The 24,098-nt window shown below is 66.4% G+C and carries 29 protein-coding genes; 15 read left to right on the top strand and 14 right to left on the bottom strand.

The window, feature by feature from the left end:
- Nucleotides 1-197 precede the first annotated feature (197 nt).
- The 3 genes from BXU08_RS20545 (at nt 198) to BXU08_RS12125 (ending at nt 1,819) form a co-directional block, all read left to right on the top strand.
- On the top strand, nt 198-302 hold the full coding sequence (locus BXU08_RS20545; RefSeq protein ID WP_077512344.1) for a hypothetical protein: 105 nt from the start codon (nt 198-200) through the stop codon (nt 300-302).
- A 207-nt stretch (nt 303-509) separates the two neighbouring features.
- Nucleotides 510-917: a biopolymer transporter ExbD gene (locus BXU08_RS12130; protein ID WP_077510291.1), complete on the top strand. Its 408-nt coding sequence runs from the start codon at nt 510-512 to the stop codon at nt 915-917.
- Between the two features lie 53 nt (nt 918-970).
- Nucleotides 971-1,819: an MliC family protein gene (locus BXU08_RS12125; RefSeq protein WP_077510290.1), complete on the top strand. Its 849-nt coding sequence runs from the start codon at nt 971-973 to the stop codon at nt 1,817-1,819.
- On the opposite strand, the gene BXU08_RS19600 is transcribed toward BXU08_RS12125, so the two are convergent.
- Nucleotides 1,809-2,012: a hypothetical protein gene (locus BXU08_RS19600; protein ID WP_150125522.1), complete on the bottom strand. Its 204-nt coding sequence runs from the start codon at nt 2,010-2,012 to the stop codon at nt 1,809-1,811. The genes BXU08_RS12125 and BXU08_RS19600 overlap by 11 nt on opposite strands.
- A 65-nt stretch (nt 2,013-2,077) precedes the next feature.
- On the opposite strand from BXU08_RS19600, the gene BXU08_RS12120 reads away from it, so the two are divergent.
- Complete coding sequence (locus tag BXU08_RS12120) at nt 2,078-2,470, top strand: thioesterase family protein (RefSeq protein WP_077510289.1); 393 nt, start codon at nt 2,078-2,080, stop codon at nt 2,468-2,470.
- Nucleotides 2,471-2,599: 129 nt separating this feature from the next.
- On the opposite strand, the gene ppc is transcribed toward BXU08_RS12120, so the two are convergent.
- Nucleotides 2,600-5,272, bottom strand: a complete 2,673-nt coding sequence (gene ppc, locus BXU08_RS12115; protein WP_077510288.1) for a phosphoenolpyruvate carboxylase — start codon at nt 5,270-5,272, stop codon at nt 2,600-2,602.
- Nucleotides 5,273-5,439: 167 nt separating this feature from the next.
- Between ppc and BXU08_RS12110 the strand changes: the two genes are divergently transcribed.
- Nucleotides 5,440-6,291, top strand: a complete 852-nt coding sequence (locus BXU08_RS12110) for an oxygenase MpaB family protein (RefSeq protein ID WP_077510287.1) — start codon at nt 5,440-5,442, stop codon at nt 6,289-6,291.
- A gap of 37 nt (nt 6,292-6,328) precedes the next feature.
- On the opposite strand, the gene BXU08_RS12105 is transcribed toward BXU08_RS12110, so the two are convergent.
- From BXU08_RS12105 to BXU08_RS12090, 3 genes are all read right to left on the bottom strand, one after another.
- Complete coding sequence (locus tag BXU08_RS12105) at nt 6,329-6,649, bottom strand: hypothetical protein (RefSeq protein WP_077510286.1); 321 nt, start codon at nt 6,647-6,649, stop codon at nt 6,329-6,331.
- Between the two features lie 289 nt (nt 6,650-6,938).
- The gene (gyrB, locus tag BXU08_RS12095) at nt 6,939-9,470 is read right to left on the bottom strand and encodes a DNA topoisomerase (ATP-hydrolyzing) subunit B (RefSeq protein WP_077510285.1); all 2,532 of its coding nucleotides are present in this window, start codon (nt 9,468-9,470) and stop codon (nt 6,939-6,941) included.
- A 74-nt stretch (nt 9,471-9,544) separates the two neighbouring features.
- The gene (locus tag BXU08_RS12090; RefSeq protein ID WP_077512342.1) at nt 9,545-9,874 is read right to left on the bottom strand and encodes a helix-turn-helix transcriptional regulator; all 330 of its coding nucleotides are present in this window, start codon (nt 9,872-9,874) and stop codon (nt 9,545-9,547) included.
- A gap of 346 nt (nt 9,875-10,220) precedes the next feature.
- On the opposite strand from BXU08_RS12090, the gene BXU08_RS12085 reads away from it, so the two are divergent.
- Nucleotides 10,221-10,508 (top strand): hypothetical protein, encoded by a 288-nt coding sequence (locus BXU08_RS12085; RefSeq protein WP_077510284.1) that lies wholly within the window; start codon nt 10,221-10,223, stop codon nt 10,506-10,508.
- Between the two features lie 82 nt (nt 10,509-10,590).
- Here BXU08_RS12085 and BXU08_RS12080 read toward each other — a convergent pair whose 3' ends face one another.
- Nucleotides 10,591-10,950 (bottom strand): hypothetical protein, encoded by a 360-nt coding sequence (locus BXU08_RS12080; RefSeq protein WP_077512340.1) that lies wholly within the window; start codon nt 10,948-10,950, stop codon nt 10,591-10,593.
- Nucleotides 10,950-12,029, bottom strand: a complete 1,080-nt coding sequence (gene recF, locus BXU08_RS12075; protein WP_077510283.1) for a DNA replication/repair protein RecF — start codon at nt 12,027-12,029, stop codon at nt 10,950-10,952. Before recF ends, BXU08_RS12080 begins: the two co-directional genes overlap by 1 nt.
- A gap of 74 nt (nt 12,030-12,103) precedes the next feature.
- On the opposite strand from recF, the gene BXU08_RS12070 reads away from it, so the two are divergent.
- On the top strand, nt 12,104-12,904 hold the full coding sequence (locus BXU08_RS12070; protein ID WP_150125521.1) for a hypothetical protein: 801 nt from the start codon (nt 12,104-12,106) through the stop codon (nt 12,902-12,904).
- Entirely contained in the window at nt 12,904-13,608 is a 705-nt protein-coding gene (locus BXU08_RS12065; protein WP_077510281.1) for a hypothetical protein, read from the top strand. The genes BXU08_RS12070 and BXU08_RS12065 overlap by 1 nt, the downstream gene beginning before the upstream one ends.
- Nucleotides 13,609-13,611: 3 nt before the next feature.
- Here the strand turns inward: BXU08_RS12065 and BXU08_RS12060 are convergent, their stop codons facing one another.
- Complete coding sequence (locus BXU08_RS12060) at nt 13,612-14,373, bottom strand: Coq4 family protein (protein ID WP_077510280.1); 762 nt, start codon at nt 14,371-14,373, stop codon at nt 13,612-13,614.
- Nucleotides 14,374-14,495: 122 nt separating this feature from the next.
- Between BXU08_RS12060 and BXU08_RS12055 the strand changes: the two genes are divergently transcribed.
- Entirely contained in the window at nt 14,496-14,840 is a 345-nt protein-coding gene (locus BXU08_RS12055; RefSeq protein ID WP_077510279.1) for a hypothetical protein, read from the top strand.
- 6 nt (nt 14,841-14,846) lie between these two features.
- Here the strand turns inward: BXU08_RS12055 and BXU08_RS20060 are convergent, their stop codons facing one another.
- From BXU08_RS20060 to BXU08_RS12040, 4 genes are all read right to left on the bottom strand, one after another.
- Nucleotides 14,847-15,008 (bottom strand): hypothetical protein, encoded by a 162-nt coding sequence (locus BXU08_RS20060; protein ID WP_171982505.1) that lies wholly within the window; start codon nt 15,006-15,008, stop codon nt 14,847-14,849.
- A 96-nt stretch (nt 15,009-15,104) separates the two neighbouring features.
- Entirely contained in the window at nt 15,105-16,217 is a 1,113-nt protein-coding gene (gene dnaN, locus BXU08_RS12050) for a DNA polymerase III subunit beta (protein WP_077510278.1), read from the bottom strand.
- Between the two features lie 131 nt (nt 16,218-16,348).
- Nucleotides 16,349-16,960, bottom strand: coding sequence for an outer membrane protein (locus tag BXU08_RS12045; RefSeq protein WP_077510277.1), 612 nt, complete (start codon nt 16,958-16,960; stop codon nt 16,349-16,351).
- Nucleotides 16,961-17,121: 161 nt separating this feature from the next.
- On the bottom strand, nt 17,122-17,775 hold the full coding sequence (locus tag BXU08_RS12040; protein ID WP_077510276.1) for an outer membrane protein: 654 nt from the start codon (nt 17,773-17,775) through the stop codon (nt 17,122-17,124).
- 305 nt (nt 17,776-18,080) lie between these two features.
- On the opposite strand from BXU08_RS12040, the gene BXU08_RS12035 reads away from it, so the two are divergent.
- Complete coding sequence (locus tag BXU08_RS12035) at nt 18,081-18,731, top strand: histidine phosphatase family protein (protein ID WP_077510275.1); 651 nt, start codon at nt 18,081-18,083, stop codon at nt 18,729-18,731.
- Entirely contained in the window at nt 18,728-19,189 is a 462-nt protein-coding gene (locus tag BXU08_RS12030; protein ID WP_077510274.1) for a hypothetical protein, read from the top strand. Before BXU08_RS12035 ends, BXU08_RS12030 begins: the two co-directional genes overlap by 4 nt.
- A 146-nt stretch (nt 19,190-19,335) precedes the next feature.
- On the opposite strand, the gene BXU08_RS12025 is transcribed toward BXU08_RS12030, so the two are convergent.
- Nucleotides 19,336-19,743 carry a DUF4168 domain-containing protein gene (locus tag BXU08_RS12025; protein ID WP_077510273.1) on the bottom strand — a complete coding sequence of 136 codons (408 nt, stop codon included), beginning with the start codon at nt 19,741-19,743 and terminating at the stop codon, nt 19,336-19,338.
- A gap of 199 nt (nt 19,744-19,942) precedes the next feature.
- Between BXU08_RS12025 and rlmN the strand changes: the two genes are divergently transcribed.
- Nucleotides 19,943-21,127, top strand: coding sequence for a 23S rRNA (adenine(2503)-C(2))-methyltransferase RlmN (gene rlmN / locus BXU08_RS12020; protein ID WP_077512338.1), 1,185 nt, complete (start codon nt 19,943-19,945; stop codon nt 21,125-21,127).
- A gap of 31 nt (nt 21,128-21,158) precedes the next feature.
- Here the strand turns inward: rlmN and BXU08_RS12015 are convergent, their stop codons facing one another.
- A complete protein-coding gene (locus tag BXU08_RS12015; protein ID WP_077512336.1) occupies nt 21,159-21,770 on the bottom strand; it encodes a bifunctional 2-polyprenyl-6-hydroxyphenol methylase/3-demethylubiquinol 3-O-methyltransferase UbiG in 612 nt (203 codons plus the stop codon).
- A 100-nt stretch (nt 21,771-21,870) separates the two neighbouring features.
- Between BXU08_RS12015 and BXU08_RS12010 the strand changes: the two genes are divergently transcribed.
- Genes BXU08_RS12010 through BXU08_RS12000 form a run of 3 tightly spaced genes read left to right on the top strand, consistent with a single transcriptional unit; the run spans nt 21,871 to nt 24,076 of the window.
- Complete coding sequence (locus BXU08_RS12010) at nt 21,871-22,629, top strand: sulfite exporter TauE/SafE family protein (protein ID WP_150125520.1); 759 nt, start codon at nt 21,871-21,873, stop codon at nt 22,627-22,629.
- A 14-nt stretch (nt 22,630-22,643) separates the two neighbouring features.
- Entirely contained in the window at nt 22,644-23,348 is a 705-nt protein-coding gene (locus BXU08_RS12005) for a cytochrome b/b6 domain-containing protein (protein WP_077510272.1), read from the top strand.
- Nucleotides 23,345-24,076, top strand: a complete 732-nt coding sequence (locus tag BXU08_RS12000; protein ID WP_077510271.1) for a molybdopterin-dependent oxidoreductase — start codon at nt 23,345-23,347, stop codon at nt 24,074-24,076. Before BXU08_RS12005 ends, BXU08_RS12000 begins: the two co-directional genes overlap by 4 nt.
- Nucleotides 24,077-24,098 lie beyond the last annotated feature (22 nt).

Raw genomic sequence — 24,098 nt, 5'->3', positions numbered from 1 at the left:
ATATGGCCGGGTCGGGAACCTCGACGATCTGCCCAACGCAGCGACGTTCGAGGCGCAGATCCGCGAGGCCGTGGCGCGGATCGACGCGGAAGTTAAGCCGGCGCGCGCCGCGGAGCCGCCCAAGCCCGAAGCCGACGTGCCGCCGAGGCGCTCGCCACTGATGCAAAGGCGGCTGCCGCCGCGAATATTGCGAATGGATCGCCGAGGCCAAGCGGCTGGAGACCAGGGCCAAGCGCGCCGCCGAAGCGGTGGAATGGATGCGCGACGGCAAGCGGCGCAATTGGAGATACGAGAGCTGCTGAGTTCCCGAAATCCTCCCTCGCGTGACGGGGTCGAGATCGCGAATTGATGAGGCGGTGCCACCATAAGCGGAGAGCGCGGCTAAACCTCCTCTGTCATGTTGCGCGTGACATCTCCCCCGCTGCGCGAGAGAGGATATGGCGAAGAATCTCTATTGCGCCTTTGATGGCGAGTGATACGTTGCATCATAACAATAGAGGAGAGGTGCCATGGTCAAGGCCGCGCGTGTCCCCGAGCCCGTTCCATTCAGCGCAATCAACGTCACGCCGTTCATCGACGTTATGCTGGTGCTACTGATCGTGATGATCCTCGGCATGCCGATGGCGACGCACAAGATTCCAATCGACTTGCCCTCGGGGCCGGGCCCCGTGACCGAAACGCGCCCACACCAGCTCGGCATCGATCGCGCCGGCACCTTGTTCTGGGACGGCCGCCGTATCGCCGATGCCGAGCTGCCGGGCCTGCTCGCCATGATGCAGGCCGACGCGGCGGCGGTGCTCCACATGAACACCGATCCCGATGCGCGCTACGATCGCTTCGACGGGGTGCTCGCCGTGGTCAAGCGCGCGGGCGTCAATCGGCTGGGCTTTGTCGGCAACCGTCCCCTCCCGGACTGAGGAACGGCGCGAAGGCGGGCGCGTTCGTCGCCCGCCTCCTGACAGGAAATCGCATGCGCCTGTATCTGCCGTTGCTTCTCACGCTGGCCGGCTGCTCGCCCCAGCCCAGTGAAAATGTCGCTGCCCCGACAAACGATGCCCCGACAAACGATCTTGCCGCGCTGCCATCCAAAAGAGCTGCGTCCGGCAAGGTGCCTGCGGCAACGCCCGCGCCCAACGGAATCGAAGACGGCCGGACCCCGGTCAGCGAAGCGCCGTTCGCCGAGGACAGCGCGCAGGGCGCAGCCGATGTCGTCCAGACCTATTATGCGCTGCTCGGCGAGCAGAAATACGGTCAGGCATATCGGCTGTGGGACGCGGGTGCGGCCGGGATGGACGCCCCAGCCTTTGCGGCGAGCTTCGATCGCTATTCGGAATACCACGCCACTATCGGTGTGCCCGGCCGAATCGATTCGGGCGCGGGCCAGCGCTATGTGAATGTGCCGGTGCGAGTTCAGGGCCGGCTCAAGCGGGGCGCACAGCCATTCGAGATGCGCGGTTCGGTGACGCTGCACCGCACTGCCGACATCGACGGCGCCACCGCCGAACAGCGCCGCTGGCGCATCCGCAGCACCGATATCAAGCCGCGCCCCGGCGAGGCTGCGCCCGCACCCCAGCCCAGCGAAGAAAATCGATCGATGGCGCGTTATCGCTGCATGGACGGTTCGCGGCTCGTCGCGCGCTTCGATCGAGACCGCGTCACCGTGTCGCGCGGCGGCAAGCAGATCGCGAGCTTGCGCGAGGAGCGTGTCGCATCGGGCATCCGTTACACGACCAAGGGCTATGAGTTGCGCGGCAAGGGCGACGACATGACCTTCACTGCGCCCGGCCTGCCACCTATCGCGTGCAGGATTATTCGCTGAGGAAGTTCTGGAGCATCGCCAGATCGGCGTCGCTGACGTTGGCGCCGGTGGCATCGACGAGAGTCGATTCCACTGCCTTGCCTTCCGAGTCGCCGAAGCCGATCGTCGTCACCGCAGTGAAGATCACGCCCGCGGCCCAGAACATGGCTGCCCAGCGGCTGCGGAAAAGGCGTGCCGGACGTAGCGGAACCATCGCATCCCTATAGAGGCCGCAAATGAAGGCTGCGCTTCCAGAGCTGGTTAAGTAAGATCGTGGGCATGACGCCCTATACCGCTACGATAACCGCCGGCCCCGAGGACATCGACATCCTCGGCCACGTCAACAATGCGGTGTGGGTGAAATGGATTCAGGATGTCGCAGTGGCGCACTGGCACGCGATCGCCGCGCCCGAGCATCACGAAGCCTATATCTGGGTGATAACGCGCCACGAGATCGACTATCGCTCCAGCGTCCTCGAAGGCGAGACGGTGACCGCTGAGACCTGGGTGGACGAGCCGCCCAAGGGTGCGCGGTTCAATCGCTACATGAAGTTCACCGGGGCCGATGGGAAGGTGCGAGTCGAGGCGAAGACGACCTGGGCGATATTGGATCGTGCGACTGGGCGGCTGGTGCGGGTGCCGGAGGACGTTGCGGCGCCGTTTCTGGCCTGACTTTAAGTCCTCCTAGCGAAGCGGCGGAGGGACCTGGTGGAGGGGCTCTCCGCGAGCGATGCCTTTGCGGAGATGCCCCCTCCGTCAGGCTTCGCCTGCCACCTCCCCCGCTTCGCAAGGATTTCGAGGTCAGCCGCTGTTGCGCAGAGCCGTTGCGATGGCGTTGATCGAGAGCAGGATGCCTTCGCCGATCCTGGCATCCTCTTCGCCGGCGCGGTGGCGTTTGAGCAGCTCGATCTGGAGCAGGTTGAGCGGCTCGATATAAGGAGTGCGCAGCCGGATCGAGGTTTCGAGCCCCGGATGCTTTTCGAGCAAACGGGTCTGGCGAGTCACCTGCAGCAATCCATCATGCGTCTGCTCCCAGCCATCGCGGATACGGCCGAAGATGCTGTCGCGCAGCGCCTTGTCCTCGACCAGTGCGGCATAATGTTGTGCAACGTCCATGTCGGACTTGGCGAGGACCATCTCCATATTGGCCAGCGTCGAGGCGAATAGCGGCCAGCCCGACGCCATTTCGCGCAGCAGGCCCTTGTCGGCGAAGGCGTCGATCGCCGCGCCCACGCCATACCAGCCTGGCAGCATCACGCGCGCCTGCGCCCAGCTGAACACCCAGGGGATCGCGCGCAGATCCTCGATCGCGTCCGATTTCTTGCGGCTGGCCGGGCGTGATCCGATCTTGAGCCCGGCGATCTCTGCGATCGGCGTCGCCTGGCGGAAGAAGGTGGTGAAGCCGTCGGTGCTGTAAACGAGCCCTCGATAGGCCTTGAACGCCGTATCCGAGAGCTCGTCCATCGCCGCGGCGAAGCGTTCGGCATCGGCGGGGGCGAGCTGCTCGGGCTCGAGGCTGGCGAGGAGCGTGGCCGAGGCCATCGCCTCGAGATTGGTCATCGCGCTGGCGCGGGTGCCGTATTTTGCCGCGATCACTTCGCCTTGTTCTGTGATGCGGATACGGCCCTGCACCGTGCCCGTCGGCTGGGCGAGGATCGCCGAGAAGCTCGACCCGCCGCCGCGCCCGACAGCGCCGCCGCGGCCGTGGAATAGCTGCATCGCAATATCGGCCTTTTCGAACACCGGCTTGAGCGCCGTCGAGCCGCGGCTGAGCTGCCAGGTCGAAGTCAGGTAGCCCCCGTCCTTGTTCGAGTCCGAATAGCCGATCATGACTTCCTGATGCCCGCGCTTCGCCGCGATCGCCGCGACTTCGGGCAGGCCGAGCCAGGCCTCCATGATCGCCGGCGCGCCTTCGAGATCGGCAATCGTCTCGAACAGCGGGATCGCCATGATGTGCGCCTGGGGATCCGCGCCGGGGATATAGAGCCCTGCTTCCTTGAGCAGCAGATGGACTTCGAGCAGGTCCGAGACCGACTGGGCCATCGAGACGATGTAATGGGTGATGCACTGGCGGCCGTATTTGCCGTGCGCATCGGCGGCGGCGCGGACAATCGCGAGCTCGGAGGCAGTTTCCTCCGAATAGTCGGCATAGGGGCTGGTGATCAGCCGCGGGCTTTCCAGCTCGATGCGGAGCAGCGCCACGCGCGCATCTTCATCGAGCGCGAGATAGTCGTCGCAGATCCCGGCGGCCTTGAGCAATTCGGCGACGACGCGCTCGTGGATCGCACTGTTCTGACGCATGTCGAGCGTGGCGAGGTGAAAACCGAAGGTCTCGACTGCGCGGATCAGCCGGCCGAGCGCGCCGCCGCTGGCGAGTGGGCCATCGCCTTCAGCTGCAAGCCCGCGGGCGATCGCGACGAGTTCCTCACGTAGCTCGCCCGGCTCGGCATAGGATTCGGCCTGGAGCGGCGCGGGCCGGGGTGCGCGCTTGCCGGTGAGCTTCTCATGGGTAGCGGACAGGCGCGCGTAGATGCCGGTGAGCGCGCGGCGATAGGGCTCGTCCTCGCGGCTCTTGCCGGTGTCGTGGCTGGCTTCGGCGAGCTTGATTACATCGTCGCTGACGGCGGTATGTTCGGTCGAGATCGACAGCTCGGCGCCGAGCGCGTGGACCGACTCCATATAGTAAGCGAGCACCGTTTCGGCCGAGCGGGCGAGCGCCAGCTTCATCGAGTCCGCGGTGACGAAGGGATTGCCGTCGCGGTCGCCGCCGATCCAGCTGCCGGCGCGCAGGAAGCTCGGCGCGCGTTCGCCCAGCGCGCGGTCCCAGCGGGCATAGAGCGCAGGCAGGACGGGGAGGAACACGTCGCGCAGATAGGAAAGCGCGGTCTCGACTTCGTCGGCGACGCCGAGCTTTTCGCGGCGCAGCACGCGGGTCTGCCATAGCAAGGCGATCTGGCGCAGAATCGCTTCCTCGACCTTGTCGCCGTCCTCGGTCTCCTCGACCCCGAGATCCTTCTGCGCCATCAATTCGGCGATCCGGTTCTTGTGGTCGATCATCGACTTGCGCCGCACTTCGGTCGGGTGCGCGGTCAGCACCGGCGCGACGAGGGCGTGATCGAGCAGCGCCATCACGGCATCATGGCCGATGCCATGTTCCTTGAGCCGCGCGAGCGCCGATGCCATGTCGGCATCCTGTTCGGTCTCGACGCCCTGCCGGTCCTCGGCGAGATTGGCGAGCATCGAGAACAGCATGAAGCCGCGGACGAAATCGAGCGTCTCGTCCAGGCTCAGCCGGTCGAGCCCCGAATCGATCGCGGCCGCGCCGGCGACACCGCGGTGCCGGTCGACCGACGTCGCGCGAATATATTCGATCCGCTTGAACAGCTCCTCGCCGCCATAGGCCCGGATCACGTCGCCGAGCAGGCGTCCCAAGAAGCGGATGTCGGGGTTGTTTGCGATCGCCAGGCTAGCCATGGCCGCGTTTGCTGCACTGCAAGAGGACGCGGGTCAATCCACGCGTTGTTGCATCGTCCCAACATCGACTTTTCGACGCGCAATTGGCGTTGATTTGTCTGCGTACGTGCCCGCGTCGCGATTGCTGGTGACTTGCAGTGCTGACGCGCGACCTTAGCTTGGTGCGCATGAACCCCACCACCCAGGCTGCCCGCGCGCTCAAGTCCGCCCTGATCGGGCAGGTTCGCGCGGTATTCAACGATCAGGCGCGGGGCGAAAAGCCGGTGGTGCGCAACCCGGACGGGCTGTTCGGACCGCATTCGGTGACGTGGCGCGTCCATGGCGACGTGACGACGATGATGGTCGGCGGCGTCGCGGCGTTGCTGCTCCAGATGCTCCACCCCGCGGTGCTGGCGGGGGTATGGGACCATTCGAGCTTTCGCGGCGACATGCTTGGCCGGCTGCGGCGCACTGCGCGGTTCATCGCCGTGACCGGCTATGCCTCGCGCGCCGAGGCCGAAGCGGCGATCGAGAAGGTGCGCGAGGTCCATAGGCGGGTGAAGGGTACGCTGCCCGACGGCACGCCCTATGTCGCCGACGATCCCAGGCTGCTTTCGTGGGTGCACGTGACGGAGGCGGTCAGCTTTCTCGACGCGTGGATGCGCTATGCCGAACCGGGCATGACGCTTGCCGACCAGGACCGCTATTTCGCCGAGTTCGCGATCATCGCCGAAGCGCTGGGCGCCGACCGCATCCCGCGCAGCCGCGCCGAGGCCGATGCGCTGATCGCCGAAATGCTCCCCGAGTTGCGCGTCGATGCCCGCACCCGCGAAGTCGCGCAGATCCTGCTGACCCAGCCCGCGCCGAGCCTGGCGGTGAAACCGTTCCAGGCTCTCACCTTCCAGGCCGCGATCGACTTGCTTCCCGAATGGGCGCGGCGGATGCATGGCCTGCGCAGCCCCGGCCTTGCAGCGCCCGCGGTGCGCGCGGGTACGCGCAGTATCGCGAGTACACTGCGTTGGGCGTTTCGATCAGGCTGAGGCGACGGCCTGCCGCCTCAGGGCGAACGGGTGCCGATTAGTGCGCCTTGTGGTGCGCCGCGTCGGCGGCGGTGATGACGCCATCCTTGTCGGTATCGAGCACGCCGAAGCGGACATGGGTCTGGCGGATCTGACGGGTGCGCTCCTCGCGCCGGGCCTCTTCGGTGCGGCTCGACGCGGCGAGCTGCTTGTCTAGGCGAGCGGCATATTCGCCGACATATTCATCCTTGGAAATCCCGCCGTCGCAATTGCCGTCCCAGGCGGCGATGAAGGCGTCGGCGGCATGCTGGGCACAAGCGGGCACCGCGGCGAAGCCGGCGACGAGGAGAGCGGCGGCGAGCAGGGCAGGATGGCGCATGGGATGTCCTTCCGGACTCAGGCGGCGTCGAAGGCGAGGGTGTAGGTATAGCTGCGATAGGGGGTCGCGGAACCGGTCGGTGCAGCGGTGCGGTGGCGCACCAGAACCAGATAAATGCCGGCATCCAGCGGGCGCAGCTTGAAGCCGCCCCGGGAATCCGAGCGGGTCTGTGCCGCGACTTTCTTGCCGTCGCAAGCGGTGCGCGATGACAGGGTTCGCGCGACCTAACTTGCTTGTCTCGATCGCCTTCTAGTTCGGCGCCGACCCCCTTTGCCAGAATCCCAAAGGATCAGACGTCGAGATTGGCGACGCTCAGCGCATTCTCCTGAATGAACTCCCGGCGCGGCTCGACCACGTCGCCCATCAGCTGGGTGAAGATCGCGTCGGCGACGTCGGCCTGGTCGACCTGCACCACCAGCATCGAGCGTGCCTGCGGATCGAGCGTGGTCTCCCAGAGCTGCTCGGCGTTCATTTCGCCGAGACCCTTGTAGCGCTGGATCGACAGGCCCTTGCGTCCCGCGGCGAGGATCGCGTCGAGCAGCTGGCTCGGGCGCGAGACCAGAGCCTGGCCCTTGCCGACGGTCACCGGCTCCTCGGTCTCTTCGCCTTCGAGCGCGGCCGCAGCCTCGATCTCGGTGGCGGGGATCGCCTTGGACGGCACCAGCTTGGACGGCGTCAGGTAGCTTGGCGCCTGCTCGCTCGCCAGCGTGTGGAGCTTGCGCGCCTCGGCGGAGATGAGGAACGCCGCCTCGACGATGTGGTGATCGGTCACCCCGCGCCAGCGTCGCTCGAAATGATAGCCGCCATCGTCGGTGACGCGCGCCGACCAGCGCGCTTCGACATCGGCGGCGTCGAGGCGGGTTACGCTCGACTTGAGGCTCTCCTCGCGCTGCTCGCGCGATGCTGCGGGATCGAGCCCGTTGCCGAGCGCCAGCGCCTCGATGATCATCGGATCGTAGCGGCGCGGCACATAGCGCATGAGGGTGCGCATGCGGCGGGCATGCTCGACCAGATCGCGCAGATCCTCGCCGCTGCGGCTGCCGCCCGTGGTCTCGAGCACGTTGCCGCCGACGCCGGCATCGACCAGATACTGATCGAGCGCGCTGTCATCCTTGAGATAGACTTCGCTGCGGCCCTTGCTCGCTTTGTAGAGCGGCGGCTGGGCGATGTAGAGGTGCCCCTTCTCGATGATCTCGGGCATCTGGCGATAGAAGAAGGTCAGCAGCAGCGTGCGGATATGCGCGCCATCGACGTCTGCGTCGGTCATGATGACGATCTTGTGGTAGCGCAGCTTCTCGACGTTGAAGTCGTCGCGGCCGATGCCGGTGCCCATCGCCTGGATCAGCGTGCCGATCTCGCGGCTGCCGAGCATGCGATCGAAGCGTGCGCGCTCGACGTTGAGGATCTTGCCGCGCAAGGGGAGGATCGCCTGGAAGTGGCGGTCGCGGCCCTGCTTGGCCGATCCGCCGGCCGAGTCACCCTCGACGAGGAACAGTTCGGACTTGGCGGGATCGCGCTCCTGGCAGTCGGCGAGCTTGCCGGGCAGCGACGCGATGTCCATCACGCCCTTGCGCCGGGTGAGCTCGCGCGCCTTCTTGGCGGCCTCGCGGGCGGCGGCGGCATCGATCACCTTCTGGATGATCGCGCGGGCCATTGCCGGGTTTTCTTCCAGCCACTCGGCCATCTTGTCCGCCATCAGGCTTTCGAGCGGCTGGCGGACTTCGCTGCTGACCAGCTTGTCCTTGGTCTGCGAGCTGAACTTGGGATCGGGCAGCTTGACCGAGACGATCGCGGTGAGGCCCTCGCGCATGTCGTCGCCGGTGAGGCTGACCTTCTCCTTCTTCAGCGCGCCGGACTTGTCGGCATAGCTGTTGATCGTGCGCGTCAGCGCGGCGCGGAACGCGGCGAGATGGGTGCCGCCGTCACGCTGCGGGATGTTGTTGGTGAAGCAGAGGACGTTTTCGTAATAGCTGTCGTTCCACTCGAGCGCGACGTCGATCGTCACGTCGTCGCGGGTGCCGGCGATCGCCACCGGATCGGGCATCAGCGGCGTCTTGTTGCGATCGAGATACTTCACGAACGCGGCGATGCCGCCTTCGTAATAAAGCTCGACTTCCTTGACTTCCTCATGCCGCGCATCGCGCAGGAACAGGCGGACGCCCGAGTTCAGGAATGCCAGCTCGCGATAGCGGTGCTCGAGCTTCTCGAAGTCATATTCGGTGATCTTGAACGTCGCCGGGCTGGCGAGGAAGGTGACGCGGGTGCCCTTCTTGCCTTCAGGCGCAGGCCCGAGGACCTTGAGCGGGGCGACGGCGTCGCCGAACGCGAAGCGCATGTAATGCTCCTCGCCATCGCGCCAGATGTTGAGATCGAGCCACTCGGAGAGCGCGTTGACCACCGAGACGCCGACCCCGTGCAGGCCGCCCGAGACCTTGTAGGCGTTGTCGTCCGACGTGTTCTCGAACTTACCGCCGGCATGGAGCTGGGTCATGATGACCTCGGCTGCCGAGACGCCTTCCTCGGAGTGGATGCCGGTGGGGATGCCGCGGCCGTTATCCTCGACGCTGACCGAACCGTCGGCGTTCAGCTGGATGATGATCTTGTCGCAATGGCCGGCCAGTGCCTCGTCGATCGCGTTGTCCGAAACCTCGAACACCATGTGGTGGAGGCCCGAACCGTCGTCGGTGTCGCCGATATACATGCCGGGGCGCTTGCGCACTGCGTCGAGGCCCTTGAGGACCTTGATCGAGTCGGCGCCATAGGCATTTGCGTTGGGGAGGTTTTCGGGGGTCTGATCGTCGGTATTTGCCATGCCCAGCATATAGGGTCGGCGCTCACGAAACGGAAGCAAAATGGCGTGGTGCGGGACAGGCCACGCAGGAGGCTCCATCGCGGTCACCCGATGCGCTCCGCGGTATCGAGCAGTGCGCGGAGACGCGCGGCCCTGGGGCTTTCGAACCGATGCCAGCGGCGCAGCCACAGCGCCGCTTCGGCGAGCGGATCGGTGTCGAGCCGGCAGTAGCGATGGCGGCCCCTGCGGCAGGCGTGGACCAGCCCTGCCGCTTCAAGCACGGCGAGGTGCTTGGCGGCGCCGGCCGCGCTCATCGCGAAGCCGCCGGTCAGCGCGCCGACCGGCTTCTCTCCTTCGGCGAGCCGGGCGAGCATCTCGCGGCGCGTCGGATCGGCGAGCGCGGCAAAGGTCGCGTCGACCCGATAGCCAACCATGAGGTTGGCCAATTCGACCGGCGCGGAGACTTCCAACCTTTTGGTTGGCTGGGGAAAGCAAGGATTTGCGCGGTTTCCGGGCCTTTGCGACGGTTGACCGCTTGTCGAAAGTGACGGATTCGCCCGTTTGCGCGCGGGATGGTCAACTGGCGCGGTTCGGGGAGGCGTTGGGTTGCTCATGCCTGAACGAAAGCAGAACAAATCCTACATTGCCAGCGGGTTTGAGTGGGAGGACAAATGGCGACTATCGGGTGGCTCGCAGTCCGACCGCTTCTGGCTCCGGTGGCGCCATTAGCTGCCGTTGCACCCGTTCCGCTCGGAGTTTATTCTTCACGCCGGAGGCGACATGGCAAACGAGTTTCTGATCGATGGAATGCTGTCAGGAACTGGTGTTCGCAACGCCGTCGACGGCGGCTACGTCGATCCGAAATCCCTCGGCCTGTCGGATCGTCTCGCAGACCGCATTGCTACGTGGCAGGCGCAATACGAAGAGGTGCACTTCGCTGGCTTCCCAAATCATCGCGTAGCCGAACTCGACAAGGAGGGTGAGGCGCTCGCGTCGATGGTCAGTGAAGAACTGAGCGGCGCATTGGTCGGCTATTTCTCCAACGGGTTCATGAAGCGCTTGGATTAGGTCCGCTCTCGGGCAAGGCAAGCCGTGAGACTAATGGCCGACTTTGGGGCGAAAGCTGCCGTTCGCGCGGACTGCGCCGTCTTCACTGATAGCGCAGCGTCTTCTCGAACCCCTCGTTCGCCTTGGTCATCTTCGCCAGCTTGCGCAGGTGGCCGCGGACGTGGCGTTCGAAGCGGGTGTCGTCGTAGATGCCCGTCGCCTGGTATTCGTCCTGGCCGATCAGTTCCTTGAGGCGCTTGGCGAGCGCGGCCTGGTCGTTGGTGCAGTCCGGGGCCTTGAGCGCGCGGCAGACCCATTCCTCGGCGGCCGCCTTGTCGTAATCGTCCTGCGCTTCATAGCCGCGCCGGTCCGCCGCGGCCTGATCGAGCCGGGCGGCTTCGAAGCGGCGTTCGAGCCATTTGCGGACCTGTTCGCCATCCCAGGGCTTTGGCGGTTGCGTCATCATTCTCTCCCGGCCCCGAGGTCGATCGTCCCGTGGGCCACCGTGTAGCGCGTCGCACCGCCGGGGACGGCGTCGAACAATTCGGGCTCGGTGCCGGTCATCCACACCTGGCCGCCACTGGCCAGCCGCTCGAACAATGCGGCGCGCCGGCCCGGATCGAGATGCGCGGCGACTTCGTCGAGGAGCAGGATGGGCGCGCGGCCGACGCGGTCGGCGACGAGTTCGGCATGGGCGAGGACGAGGCCGAGGAGCAGGGCCTTCTGCTCGCCGGTCGAGCAGAGATGCGCGGGCTGCTGCTTGCCGAGATGGGTGACCAGCAAGTCGCTGCGGTGCGGCCCTGCCAGCGTGCGGCCCGCGGCGCCGTCGCGGCGGCGGCCGTCGCGCAGTTCGCGGGCGAGCGCGTCGGCGTCGCCTTGCCATCCCTCGATCGCGAGGCCGGCGCGGGCGAATATGCCTTCGGGCTGGTGCGCGATCCGTTCGGCGAGGGCGTTCACGGTGTCGCGGCGTGCGGCGTCGATCGCCGCGCCATGCTCGGCCATGCGCGCTTCGAGTGCCGACAGCCATTCGGGGTCGGCGGGTGCCTCGTCGGCGAGCAGCCGGTTGCGCTGGCGCATCGCGGCTTCGTAGCGCGTTGCGTGATGGGCGTGGCCGGGCGCCAGCGCCAGCGTCAGCCGGTCGAGGAAGCGGCGGCGCTCGCCCGGACCCTCGACGAACAGCCGGTCCATCGCCGGCGTCAGCCACAGCACCGTCACCCATTCGGCCAGCGCGGTCGCCGCCGCCGCGGCGCCGTTGACGCGCACCAGCCGCCGCTCGGGTGCGTCGGGCTGGGTGCCGGTGCCGATGTCGACATCGCCCAATGCCGCCGCGACGCCGAAACCGCCGGCGGCGCCCTGGCGCGTCATCTCGGAAAGCGACGCGCGGCGCAGGCCGCGGCCGGGCGCGAGCAGCGATACCGCCTCAAGAAGGTTGGTCTTGCCCGCGCCATTCTCTCCGGTGAGCACGACGAATCCCGCCCCGGGCGCCAGCACGGCGTCGCGATGGTTGCGGAAATCGGTGAGGACAAGTCGCGTGACGGGCATTTGCGACTCTCCTCTAGCGCAGCCTCTTGCCGCCGGACAGCGCTTCGCCGATGAAGGCCGCAAAAGGAGACCTCATGATCCGTATCTGTATTGCCGCCGTCGCGGCGCTCGCTCTGGCTGCCTGTTCGAAGGCGCCCGAGGATGTCACTGCCCGCTACACGGTGGGCGGCGGCGCGGGGACGATCACCGTCCAGGCAGCGGGGAACGGCGATGCCCGGATCGATGCCGGCCAGCAGCAGTTCGTCCGCAAGGGCGGCACCGAATATCTCGTGCTGACCGACGCCAAGGGCAAGTTCGCCGCGAGCATCCCCGATTTCGTCGCGGTGATGGGCGAGATGATGAAGGATGGGGGGATCAAGCCGATGGGCACGCCGCCGCAGGGCGAATATGATCTCGCCAAGCAGGGCACCGAGACCGTCGCCGAAGTCCCCGGCGACGTGTGGAAGGTCAGCGCGAAGCAGGGCCCGGCGACCGAGAGCTTCGAAGCGGTGATCAGCAGCGATCCGGCCTATGCCAATATCGGCAAGGCGCTGGAGATGCAGACCAAGCTCGGCGCCGCGCAATCGCAGCAGATGCAGGGCGGCCGGGGCAATCTGGAGAAGCGCGTCGAGGAGATGCTGGGCAAGGGCATGGTGCTGCGCTTCGACACCGCGCTCAAGCTCGACAAGGTCGAGAAGGGGGCGATCGACGCCAAGGCCTTCGCGCTGCCCGCAGTGATCGACAAGGCGGCGCTCAAGGCCCGGCTGACTGCCGAGCGCGATCGTGCCCGCGCGGCGGCGGTCCCGCCGGTGCCGGCGCAGGGCGAGCCCAAGGGCGGCGCGCCCAAGGCTGCCGAACCCCAGGCCGCGCCGAGCCCGGCGGCGAAGGCGAAGTGATGCGTGCGGCGTCGGTTTTCGCCGCCATATTGGCGTTCGCGCCGCTGCCGGCGGCGGCCGACGTCACTGCGCGCTACGATCTCGGCAAGGAACAGCTCTCGGTCGAAGTCGATGATGGCGGTGACTATCGTGCCGAAGTCGCGGGCAAGTTCGCGCTGATGCGCCGCGGCGGCGTAGTCCATCTCGTCATCTATCGAGACGGCACGCCGCTCGTCGTCCCGCGGCAGGCGTTTCTCGACCTGGCCGAGACCAAGCTGGCCAAGGAGCGTGCAAAGCCGGGCGCCGCGCCGGTGCGCATCGCAGTGACCAAGGGCCCCGACGAGACGGTCGCCGGCCGCAAGGGCAGCCTGTGGACGCTGATGGCCCCGGAGTCGGGCGGAAAGGCGATCGAAGTCGTGCTGACCGGCGACGCGGACCTGGTGCCGGTCGGGGCCGTATTCGTCGAGGTGCTGGATACAGCCTTGCAGGCGTTTGACGGGATCGTCTCCCACACCGATTTTGCAGTCCGCGCGCGCGAAGTGCTCGCCAAGGGCACGCCGCTGCGCCTGAAAGTGATGGAGGAAGTGCGGCTTCGCGAAGTCAGCACCGCCGCGATCGATTCGGCGCGCTTCGTCCTGCCGGGACCGGTGATCGACGGGGCGGCGCTCGATGAGGCGATGTCGGCGCCAGCAGAACCGGCGACGCCGCTACCGCCGCTGCCCTGAGCCTCAGATCCCGGTGAGCCCCGCTTCGGCGAGGCTCGCCTGGGCGACGCGATACGCCTTGGGCGGCACGATGTTCAGCCGCTGCCGCGCGGCTTCGAGCGGTTCGGCGAGCAGCGCTTCATAATCCTCGCCGTGCAGCCAGCCGGCCTGCTTGCCGTGGCGATAGCCTTCGATCACCGCGCGGAAGAAGTCGCGCTTGCCGGTGATGCGGATGCTCTTGAGCGCCGCGCCGGCGGCGATGAACGCCCAGCCGAGCCCGCCGGTCTGCGCATAGGAAAAGGCGACGAGGCACGCTTCGCCGAGATGCTCGTCGGCCTTGTAGCCGGTGAGGACGTGCCAGAGATCGTGGATGTCGCGCTCGCGGCGGCCCATCCAGGCATAGGGATGCTCGACGGCAAAAGCCTCGGCGCCGATCGCGTTCATGCTGACTTCCTCGAGCCCCTTGGCCGAATAGCCGGTCGCGTCGAGAAAGGCGCGATAGGTGCCGCCGACGGTGCCCTCGGCGAACCCGTCGATCCAGCTGCGGTCGGAGAGGCGGTCGGCCAGTTCGAGCCGGCGATAGGCGAGCTTGCCGCCGCCCGGTACGGTGAGCAGCTTGCGATAGTTCTTCTGGGTGACGTCGCCGTTCAGCGCGCGCATGATGCGGAACACCTGCTCGGTGTCGTCGCCGTTCGACAGCAGCCGGCGCAGCGCTGAAAGCGCCGTGCCCCATTCGCGCTTCATCGGAACGCCGGGATTGAAAACTTCGGGTGCCTGGGTCGCCATGATCTATCCGCTCAATCTACTGACATAAGTGTAAATAGCAAAAGCTGCGCAAAAGTTCAATCCGGTCGGTTGCAACGAAAGCATCGGCCACCCGTTGCCAGAGCGAACAGGGAGAGACCGTAATGCGAAACTGGATCGCGCCCGCGATGATTGCGGGCTTGCTGCTTTCGGGATGCGGCCCGCAAACCCCCGAACAGGCGCAGATCGCCAATATCCAGAACGCCGCGGAGGCGCAGGCCGACGGAATCGAGTCCGCCTCGCAAAACCAGATCGCGCAGATCCGCGGCGAAGCCGATACTATCGCGCAGCAGGCCGAGATCGCCAACAGCTTCGACGCCGAGCGGCTGAAAACCCGTGCCGAGGCGCTGCGCAAGGAAGCGGCGATCGTCGAGCGTCATGCCGAAGCACAGGTCCGTGCGGTCCGCGATCGAGCCCGCGCCGATGTGAGCACGCTCAAGGCGCAATAGCCGCGGCTATTGCAGCAGCCGCTGCCTTTCATCGGCGCGGTGCGCGAAGATCGACGCCATTTCGAGATGCAGCGCGCGATCGCGGGCATTGGCCGCGCGCTCGGCCCGCTCGCGCTCTTCGCGCGCTCGGCGATTGTTGAAGGCTACCAGGGCTTCCAGTCCGTGCATGGCCGATCCCATACCAGAACGATCGGAAACAAAATCCTACGTATTGATGCGACTCGCGGAATTACGTGGATAAGTTGGGACTCAACCCGTCGTATTTCACACACGCATCGGCATCAGGACGTACAAAGCGGGCGAGCTGTCATTCTCGCGAATCAACGTAGGTGCCGCGGCGTCCGCCAGATGCACCTCGACCAGGTCGCCTTCGATCTGGCCGAGGATGTCCATCAGATAGCGGCTATTGAAGCCGATCTCGAACGGCATCGCGGCATAGTCGCCGGGGACCTCTTCGGCCGCCGCGCCGTTTTCCGGGCTTGTCACCGACAGGATGATCTTGTCGCGATCGAGCGCCATCTTGACTGCGCGGGTCTTCTCGGTGGCGATCGTCGAGACGCGATCGACACCCTGCATGAAGCTCTTCGGATCGATCTTGAGGATCTTGTCGTTCGCAGTCGGAATGACGCGGCTGTAATCGGGGAAGGTGCCGTCGATCAGCTTCGAGGTCAGGATCGCCTGGCCGAGATCGAAGCGGATCTTCGAGCCCGACAGCGAGACCCCGACCGAACCATCGACTTCGTCGAGCAGTTTCCGCAACTCGGCGATGCACTTACGCGGCACGATCACGTCGGGCATACCGTCGGCACCGTCGGGGCGCGCCACGGTGACGCGGGCGAGGCGGTGGCCGTCGGTGGCGGCGGCGCGCAGCAGCGGCTGGGCGTCGTCGGTGACGTGGAGGAAGATGCCGTTCAGGTAGTAGCGCGTCTCTTCGGTGGAGATCGCGAAGCGGGTCTTGTCGATGATCTGCTTGAGCGTTTCGGCAGGGAGCTCGAACGTGGTCGGCAGCTCGCCCTCGGCGATCATCGGGAAATCGTCGCGCGGCAGCGTCGACAGGGTGAACTTGGCGCGGCCGGCATTGACCGTGATCCGGCCCTCGGCGGCGGCGAGCTCGACCTGCGAGCCTTCCGGCAGTTTGCGCACGATGTCGAACAAGGTGTGCGCCGAGACGGTGATCGCGCCGGGCTGATCGACTGCGGCGGCGATCGTCTCGTCGATCTGCAAGTCGAGATCGGTCGCCATCAGCCGCATCGTGCCGCCGGCCTGCGCCTCGATCAGCACGTTCGAGAGGATGGGGATGGTGTTGCGCCGCTCGACCACGGACTGGACGTGGCTGAGGCCCCTCAACAGAGTTGCGCGTTCGATCGTCGCCTTCATCACTCAAAACCCCCGGTGCCGCGCACGAATCCGGGCGCTGGCGAATTGGCTCGTCCATAATCTCTAACGGCAAAAAGGGCCGGGGCAAGCGCCCCGACCCTGTCATGCACAGCAAAATGGCGCAGTATGGCTCAGAAGCGGAAGCCGAGGCCCGCCACCACCTGGCTGCGATCCATGTCGATGTCGTAGCCGTCGATGTCGCCATAATGCGAATACCGATATTCCAGGCGTCCGAAAAAGCCGCCGGGCGTGCGGTATTCCAGCCCCGCGCCGACGCGGAAACCGTCGGAATTCGCCGAATCCTCGGTGATCACGGCGCCGGCAACACCGGGTTCGTACGTCGTCTCGACCCGCGCATCGGTATAGCCGCCCTTGGCATAGGCAAGGAACTGGGGCGTGAAGGCATAGCCTGCGCGCAGGCCGACATAAATGTCGTGGTCGGCCTCGATACGGAAATTGTCGGTCGGCACGATCACCGCGCCGCTGCTTGCCGAGGCGCTGGAGCCGGTGAACTCGGCTTCGGCGCCCAGCACCAGGCCGCCGGTGTCATAATCATATCCGATGGCACCGCCCCAGACCACGCCGTCGGTCGAATCCTCGCGGATCCCGGTCGATCCGTTGCTGAAATTGTCCCATCCGACCACGCCTTCGACATGGACGCCGGTGAAGCTGCCGTCCTGCGCCTGGGCGGGCATGGCGGTTACAGCGGCCAGAAAGGGGGCGGCCATCGACGCGATACGCATGCGAACTCCTCTGCTTCGGCCGGGCTGCATGCCGGCGGATCAAGGGGTCGCATGGCTGGTTGGAGGCCGGAATCGGGTGAAACCCCGAACGAGGCGCAGATGCGAAGAAGGCCGGAGTCCCTTAGGACCCCGGCCTTCCTTTCGCCTGGAGGCGGCGCCGCTTAGAAGCGGAAGCCGACGCCCGCGACGATCTGGTGACGATCGGTATCGACGTCGAACGTGTCGGTCACCGTGCCATTGGCGAACTGGAAGTCCGCATTGGTGTAGTTCGAGTAGCGATACTCGATCTTGGCATAGGTGTTGCTGCCGATTGACTTCTCGACACCGGCACCGACGCGCCAGCCGTCGAGCTGGAAGTTCTCGTCGAGCGTGGTGGTGCCGTTGTCGGCGGTCACGTTGAGGCGGGCATTGGTGTAGCCGCCCTTTGCATAGACCAGCGTGCCCGGTGCGGCTTCGAAGCCGAGGCGTGCGCCGACATAGATGTCACGGCCGGCCTTGACGCGGCCATAGCCGAAGAAATTGGGATCGCTGCTGTCGGTGGTGACCTTGGCGGTCGAGCCGCTCAGTTCGCCTTCGATGCCGAGCACTGCGCCGCCAAGCGGGATGTCATAGCCCGCCTCTACGCCGTACAGCGCGCCTTCGATGCTCTGGTCGTCGCCATTGATGCGCGAATCCTCGCTGTCGCCCGGACGGACGATGTCGAGACCGCCGATCACGCCGACACGGAAACCACCGGGGGCCGAATCCTGCGCAAAGGCGGGGACGGCGAGCGCCGACGAGGCGGCGAGGGCGGCGACGAAAACAAGCTTACGCATAACTACTCCTTGGGTATCGGCCCGCTTGTTCGAGCGAGCCGGGGCTTAACTAGGGATGCGAGTCGGCAGTTGCATGAACCTCAGATAAACAGTGGAAAGCGTGGTATTTGAGCAACACGGGGGTTGAACTTCGCATCTCGCGCACCACCGTTTCAGAAACGGATGTGAACCCGGTTTCGGATGATGATGCCGGTGTGCTGATGCCGTAAGGCACCTGTTCGTTGCCTGAACGAAACGAGGCAGAATTTGGGCGCGCCCGAATTCGGCCATTGCCTTTGCCGTGCGCAGGCGCTGATGAAGGGGCCATGCCAGCTTCCCACCGAAAGGGCCGCGACTTCATCGCCCGCCACGGCGAGACCGTGTTCAACACCGCGCGCCGGATGCAGGGCGATCATCCACACACGCCGCTCACCCGCGCGGGCTTCGCCCAGGCCGACGCAATGGGCGCGGCGCTGCGTCAAATCCTGGGTCCCAAGCCCAAGCTGACCTTGTGGTCGTCCAGCGCGGGCAGGGCGCTGCAGACGCTGGCGATCATCGCCGAGCATCTCGAGCTCGACTGGCACCAGGCGCGGACCGACGATCGCCTGGTCGAGATCGGCATGGGGGCGTGGAGCGGCCGCTATTATGCCGAGCTGCACGACGAGATCGGGTCGTTCCTCGATCTCGAGCACGGGCTCTACACCCGTCCGCCCGAAGGCGGCGAATGGTATGACGCGATCGCCGCGCGCGTTTCGGGGTGGCTCGGCGATACCGATGACGATCCCGGCGACCGGCTGGTGATCATGCACGGCATGTCGAGCCGCATCCTGCGCGGCGTGATGACCGGCGCCGACGTGATGCCGCAATTCGACGCGCCGGTGGCGCCCGATCTGCCGCAAGGCTCGATCGTGCGGATCGAACATGGCATCGAGCAGATCGTCCATCGCGGCAGCGGCCGCGGCGCGGCGCCGGCATGATCGCGCTTGCGCTGCTGCTGGCGATGCTGCCGCGCGACGCGCTGGGGGTTTATGGCAGCTGGGGTGCGTTTCGCGATCCCTCGCCGCTGCGCTGCTTCGCGATCGCGCGGCCGGTCGAGCGCGGCCGCAGCCAGCCTTTCGCCAGCATCGCGAGCTGGCCGGGGCAGGGGGTTCGCAACCAGCTGCACATCCGGCTCAGCCGGGCGCGCTCGCCCAATGCGCGGGTGACGCTGTCGATCGGAGAGCGCCGGTTCGACCTGCGCGCCGGCGATGCCGATGCCTGGGCGCCCGACGCGCGCACCGACGCCGCGGTGGTCGCCGCGATCCGCGACGGCCGCAGCATGAGCGTGGAGACGGTGGCGACCAACGGCGCCGCCTTTGCCGACAGCTATGCGCTCAAGGGCGCGGCGACGGCGATCGATGCCGCGGCGTTGGGCTGTGCGGGGCGCACCGCCTAGGCCCGCTCGCCGGGAAAGTCCTGGTCGAGGGGAGGTCTATCGCAGCCGGGCGAGCTGTTCCCCAAGTCGCTAGAGGCCACCCGGGGGAGTTGGCAGGCAAGATCCCGAGGCCGGGCGGCGATCGCACCGCCGCCCGTGGACCTGGCTTATTGTGCCGGAGCGGCCGGGGCCTGCTTGGCAGCGGCGTCCTGGATGCGCTTGTTGAGCGCGGTGTCCGCCTGCATCGCCTGGGCGATTTCGTTGAAGCGCGCGGGCGGCAGGCCGGTGGCGGAGATCGCTTCGACCATCTTGGCGTTCTTGTCAGCATCGGGAACGGTCGCGTCCGAGCGGACCTTGGCAGCGGCTACCGCGGCGGTGGCGAATTGCGAGACTTCGGCGTCGCTCACCAGCGCGGCGGCAGTGCCCGAGCCGGTGGTGCCGGTCTGGGCCGACGGATCGGTCGCCGGAGCGGCCGTGGTCGGCGGTGCGGGGCTGGTGGTCTGGGCGTCCTGCGCAAAGGCTGCGGGGGCGGCGAGCAGTGCCGCGGTGATCAGCATCGAATTGCGAAACTTCATGTGTCACTCCAGTTGTTACGCCCCTGTTGAACGCAAGCTGGTCGGGCAGGGGTCCAAGTGGCAACCCGTTCCGCGGTGCAGCGTTCGATTCGCGGGATAGGGATACCGAAATCGCCGCGACCCGCTGGCGGAGCGGGGAGTGGAAAAGCTGCACGAAATCGACTACATGGCGCGCATGCAGACAGAGTCGGCCGCCCTCATGCCCATTCCGGGGCACATCGATCCCGTGCCCGTTCCGCGCGATTTCAAGCCGCGCGCCGATGGCCGCATCGACTTGCTCGGGCTCTCCAAGCTCGATCTGCGGATGGCGCTGGAGACCGCGCAGCTCGAGCCCAAGCAGGCCAAGCTGCGCGCCAAGCAGATCTTCCACTGGATGTACAACCGCGGCGTCACCGAATTTTCGCTGATGACCGACATCTCGAAGACGATGCAGCCCTGGCTCGAACAGCGCTTCGTGATCTCGCGCCCCGAAGTCGTCGAGGCGCAGGTCTCTACCGACGGCACGCGGAAGTGGTTGCTGCGTTCGGACGACGGCCAGGACTACGAGATGGTCTTCATCCCCGATGCGGACCGCGGCACGCTTTGCGTGTCCAGCCAAGTCGGCTGCACGCTCAATTGCCGCTTCTGCCACACCGGCACGATGCGGCTGGTGCGCAACCTGACGCCGGCCGAGATCGTCGGGCAGGTGATGCTCGCGCGCGACGGCCTGGGCGAATGGCCGAGCCAGCCCGAGGGGCGCATGCTCACCAATATCGTGATGATGGGGATGGGCGAGCCGCTCTACAATTTTGACAATGTCCGTGATGCGCTGAAGCTGGTGATGGACGGCGACGGCCTTGCGCTGTCGAAGCGCCGGATCACGCTGAGCACGTCGGGCGTGGTGCCGATGATGGCGCGTGCGGGCGAGGAGATCGGGGTGAACCTTGCGGTATCGCTCCATGCGGTGACCAAGGAAGTGCGCGACGAGATCGTGCCCCTGAACCGGAAGTACGGGATCGAGGAGCTGCTCCAGGCCTGTGCCGACTATCCCGGCGCCAACAATGCCCGGCGGATCACCTTCGAATATGTGATGCTCAAGGACAAGAACGACAGCGACGCCGATGCGCGCGAGCTGGTCCGGCTGATCCAGAAGTACAAGCTGCCCGCCAAGGTGAACCTGATCCCGTTCAACCCCTGGCCCGGTGCGCCGTACGAATGCTCGGACCCCGAGCGGATCCGCGCCTTTTCGACCATCATCTTCGAGGCGGGGTATTCGGCCCCGGTGCGCACGCCGCGCGGCCGCGACATCGACGCCGCCTGCGGCCAGCTCAAGACCGCGTCGGAGAAGAAGAGCCGCGCCGAGCTCGACCGGCAGGCCGAAGAGAAGCAGGCCGCGCTGGGCTGAGCGCCTTTCGAACGAACGCGCTCCCGTCTGCTCAGGGCGAACGGAGCGAGCTCTTGGTCAGTACCAGCCACGTCCAGCGAACACCGTCCGCGCGGCTTTCGGCATGCACTGCCTCCGCTTCGGCTCGGTGCGTCAGGTCGAAGCCCGCCGCTTGCGCCAGGTCGATCGTTGCTTCGGGCGGTGCGGGGAAGGTGCCCGGTGCATCCGGACCGTGGCGGAGCGACAGGATCAGCCGACCGGCGGGCGCTGTGACTTGCGCCAGCACCGGCATGGCGCGGGCGCGATCGGTGGTGTCGAGATGGTGCCAGACGGCGCACAGCATGACGAGATCGAACGGTCCATGCGGCGGCAGCTTGGCGAGATCGGGAAGCGTATCGTCGAGCCATGCGATCCGGTCGCCGTGGAGCGCGATGCCGGCCTCGCGCAATTCGCGTACCGGCTCGACTGCCAGCACGGTGTGTCCCTGCCCGGCGAACCACGCCGCGTCGCGGCCGGTGCCGGCGCCGATATCAACGATCCGGGCGGGCTTGCGCGGGAGGAAATCGCGCACCGACGCGTAGATCTGCTCGGGCGGGAGCGCGTCATAGCCGGCGATCATTTCCGGGGTCGCCGCTGCGGCATAATCTGCCAGCACGTCGTTCATCGGCGCGTCTCCGGGCATGGAATGAAGCGCTGTTCTGCCCTTTCCTGCGGCGGAAAAACAAGTACGGCGCTTCGACAAGCTCAGCGCGAACGGATTTAGGTTGGATCTCTTCTCGATAGCACTGGCCGCCGGCGCCGGCATCGTCGGCGGCGCGATGAATGCGTTGGCCGGGGGCGGGACTTTTGCGACCTTGCCCGTGCTGATCGCGCTGGGGCTGCCCGCCAACATCGCCAATGCCAGTTCGAACGTCGCGCTGCTCCCCGGCGCAGGGACGAGCGCCTGGGCCTATCGCGACGAACTGGCCCCGGTCGCCGGCATGTCGGTCAAGCTGCTGGCGGCGATCACTTTCGTCTTCGGGCTGGTCGGCAGCCTCTTGCTGGTGCTGACGCCAACCGAGACGTTCGACATCCTCATCCCCTGGCTGCTGCTGTTTGCCTTCGTGGTGATGGTGTTCGGCAAGCACGCGGCCGACTGGCTGCATGCCCGCGTTACGATCGGGCGGCGGACGTTGCTCGTCACCCAGGCGTTTCTGGGCATCTATGGCGGTTATTTCGGCGGCGGCGTCGGGCTGATCACCACGGCGGTCTATGGCCTGCTCGCCAATATCCGCCCGCGCGAGCTGTTCGCGATCCGCACGCTGATGCTCGCGGTCGCCAACTTCGCCGCGGCGTTCATCTTCATCGGCTTCGCGATGGTGTGGTGGTGGGCGTGCCTGCCGATGCTGCTCGGATCGATCCTGGGCGGGTGGCTCGGCGCGGTGATCGGCAAGAAGCTGTCACCCGCTATGGTGCGCGGCTGGACGCTGCTCGTCACCGGCGCGACGACGCTCGTCTTCTTCGTGCGCGCGTACGGCGGATAGGCTAAAGGGCGGGAATGGATGCTCCGCCAAAGCCCCGCACGGTCTATCGGCACCGGCTGTTCACCCGCCTCTGGCACTGGGTCAACGCGCTTGCGATCCTGGTGCTGATTCCCAGCGGGCTGATGATATTCAACGCACATCCGCGGCTCTATTGGGGGCATTACGGCGCCAATTTCGATCCGGCCTGGCTCGAGCTGCCGCGCTTTCCCGGCTGGGCGACGATCCCGAGCCATTACAGCCTGGCCGGCGCGCGCCACTGGCATCTGTTCTTCGCGCTGGTGCTCGGTTTCGGGCTGCTGGCGTACATGATCGTCGGGCTGCTGAACCGGCATTTCCAGCGCGACCTGCGCATTCGCCGCGGCGAGCTGGCGCCGCGTGCGCTGTTGTCCGACTTAAAGGCACATCTCGCGCTGCGCTTCCACGATGCCGAGGATCCGCGCGCGTACAATATCTTCCAGAAGCTCAGCTATGCCGGCGTCGTCTTGGGGCTGATTCCGCTGCTGATCGTCTCGGGGCTCGCGATCTCGCCGGGGATGTGGCCGTGGCTCGCCGACCTGTTCGGCGGGCGCCAGTCGGCGCGCTCGGTCCATTTCATTGCGATGGCGGGCATGACGGTCTTCCTTGTCGTCCACCTGGCGCTGGTGATCCTCGCCGGGCCGCTCAACGAAGTGCGCGCAATGATCACCGGCCGGTGGCGCGTGCCGGAGGACGACGCGTGATCACCCGCCGCACCCTGATCGTCGGCACTGGCGCGATACTCCTTGCTGGCTGCGATTCGCTCACCGACAACCCCGCCTTGCTCAGCGCCGAGGATGCGCACCGCTTCCTCCAGCGTTCGATCACCGGCCGCGCCGCGCTCGCGCGTGAATTCCGCGCCGAGCAGCGCAGCCCGATCTTCCGGGTCAACGGCACCGCCAACCCGAACACGCCGGAATATAATGCGCTCGCGGCCAACCGCTTCGCCGACTGGCGGCTGCGCGTCGACGGGCTGGTCGCGCGGCCGCTCGATCTCAGCCTCGCGCAGATCCAGGCGCTGCCGCAGCGCGCACAGATCACCCGGCACGATTGCGTCGAGGGATGGAGCGCGGTCGGCAAATGGCAGGGGCCGCGGCTCGAGACTATCCTGCAGCTCGCCGGCATCCGCGACACCGCGCGCTACATCGTCTTCCACTGCGCCGATCGCTTCGGCAGCCAGCCCTATTACGAGTCGATCGACCTGGTCGATGCCTTCCACCCACAGACCATTCTCGCATGGGCGATGAACGACGCATATCTGTCGGTCGGCCATGGCGCGCCGGTCCGCCTCCGCGTCGAGCGCCAGCTTGGCTACAAGCACGCCAAATATGTCATGCGAGTCGAAGCGGTGGCGAGCCTTGCCGCGATCGGGTCGGGCAAGGGCGGCTATTGGGAAGATTCCAACGCCTATGAATGGTACGCCGGAATTTAACCGGACATATTTTCCCGATTGC

This window comes from Sphingomonas sp. LM7, from assembly GCF_002002925.1.
Lineage (GTDB): Bacteria > Pseudomonadota > Alphaproteobacteria > Sphingomonadales > Sphingomonadaceae > Sphingomonas.
Note: the sequence above shows the minus strand (reverse complement) of the source record. Positions and strands in the feature narration are given on the sequence as shown.